Here is a 1,720-nt window from a genome sequence, read left to right as displayed (position 1 = left end):
GCCGACGACAGCTGCCGCTGGGCGGGGACGGCGCCTGCGACGAGCAGCGGCTTCGGGCGGCTCCGGCGAATGGCGCGGCGGACGACCGACGGACGCCGACTGCGCCGCCTTCAAGATCGGCAACAACAGCTGCCGCTGGGCCTTCGACGGCCAGTGCGACGAGCCGGGGATCGGCACCGGCGAATGCGATGCCGGCACCGACAGCACCGATTGCCGGCCGCTGAGCACGGGCGGCAACGACAGCTGCTACTGGTCGCATGACGACGCCTGCGACGAGCCCGGCATCGGCACCGGCGTCTGCCCGGACGGCACCGACCTCACCGACTGCAGGCCGTTCTATTCCCGGCGCAACCACATCAACAGCTGCGCCACCGCCTTCGACGACGTCTGCGACGAGCCGGGCATCGGCACCGGCCGCTGCGACGCCCGCACCGACACGGCGGATTGCCTGGGCCGCGACACCATCCCCGGCATCCGCGACCATTTCTTCGGCCATGACGACCGCCGCATGGTCCGGCCCGACCGCATGCCCTGGTCGGCGGTCGGCGAGATCGCCTTCGACAGCGGCGGCACCTGCACCGGCACGCTGGTCGGCCGCCGGGTGGTGCTGACCGCGGCGCATTGCTTCTTCCGCGAGGACGGCGACCGCGACACGCCGAGCGGCTTCCGCGCCGGCCGCGACGGCGACGACGCAGTGGCGGAGGCCGGCATCGCCTCGGTCACCCTGGCGCCGGGCTACCGCCCCGACACCGACCGGGAGGAGGATGAGCGCGCCGATTACGGGTCGGACTGGGCCATCGTCCTGCTCGACGCCGATATCGGCGACCGGGCCGGCACCATGGCGGTGCACCGGCTGACCGCCGATGACGAGGCGCGGATCGCCGCCGGGCGCTGGCTGCCGCTGGTCCTGGCCGGCTATGCCTGGGACGCGCCGGACCGGATGACGGCGCATAGCGGCTGCCATGCCCTGTCGCTGCGCCGAGACCACACGATGAAGCACGACTGCGACATGACCAAGGGCGACAGCGGCGGCCCGATCTTCACCAAGGAGAAGGGCGGCTACGCCATCGTCGCCGTGGTCACCCGCTTCTTCCGCGACGGCGGCAAGGAGAACGCCTACCTCGCCGTCGACAGCCGGGCCTTTGCAGAGACGGTGGCGAAGTACCTGTCGGCGCATGGGGGGTGAGCGCAGGATGGGGGGATCGGGGCGCCTTCGCCGTTGCGCCGGGGGCGCGAAGGCCCTAGCGTGCGGCACGTCATGACCGACGTGCTCAACACCGCCCTTCTCCCCGAAGGCTTCTACGACGTCCTTCCGCCCGACGCGGCGCAGGAAGCGGCGGTGATCGAACGCATGATGGCCGTCCTCGGCGGCCACGGCTTCGACCGGGTCAAGCCGCCGCTGGTCGAGTTCGAGGACACGCTGCTGTCCGGCGTCGGCGCCAGCATGGCGCGCCACACCTTCCGCCTGATGGACCCGATGGGCAGCCGCATGCTGGGCCTGCGCGCCGACATGACGGTGCAGGTGGCCCGCATCGCCCGTTCCCGCCTGGCCGCGGCGCCGCGGCCGCTGCGCCTGGCCTATGCCGGCCAGGTGCTGCAGGTGCGCGGCACCCAGCTGCGGCCGGAGCGGCAATTCGCCCAGGTCGGCGCCGAACTGATCGGCGGCGCCCAGCCGGCGGCGGATGCCGAGGCGGCGCTGCTGGCGGTCGAGGCGCTGCAG

2 protein-coding genes are annotated in these 1,720 nt (G+C 72.9%); both read left to right on the top strand.

Going from position 1 to position 1,720, the window contains the following annotated elements; genetic code table 11:
• Positions 1–1,186, top strand: a 1,186-nt coding sequence (locus tag P409_RS33590) for a trypsin-like serine peptidase (protein WP_052121695.1), incomplete at its 5' end; no start/stop codon positions are given.
• Positions 1,187–1,258: 72 nt separating this feature from the next.
• Positions 1,259–1,720: ATP phosphoribosyltransferase regulatory subunit (locus tag P409_RS33585; RefSeq protein WP_034848909.1), on the top strand; the 462-nt coding region annotated here is incomplete at its 3' end.

The sequence above is a fragment of the Inquilinus limosus MP06 genome, from assembly GCF_000767795.1.
In the GTDB taxonomy this organism is placed as follows: Bacteria; Pseudomonadota; Alphaproteobacteria; order DSM-16000; family Inquilinaceae; genus Inquilinus; species Inquilinus limosus_E.
The sequence above is the reverse complement of the archived record's forward strand: the minus strand, read 5'-3'. Positions and strand labels throughout refer to the sequence as shown.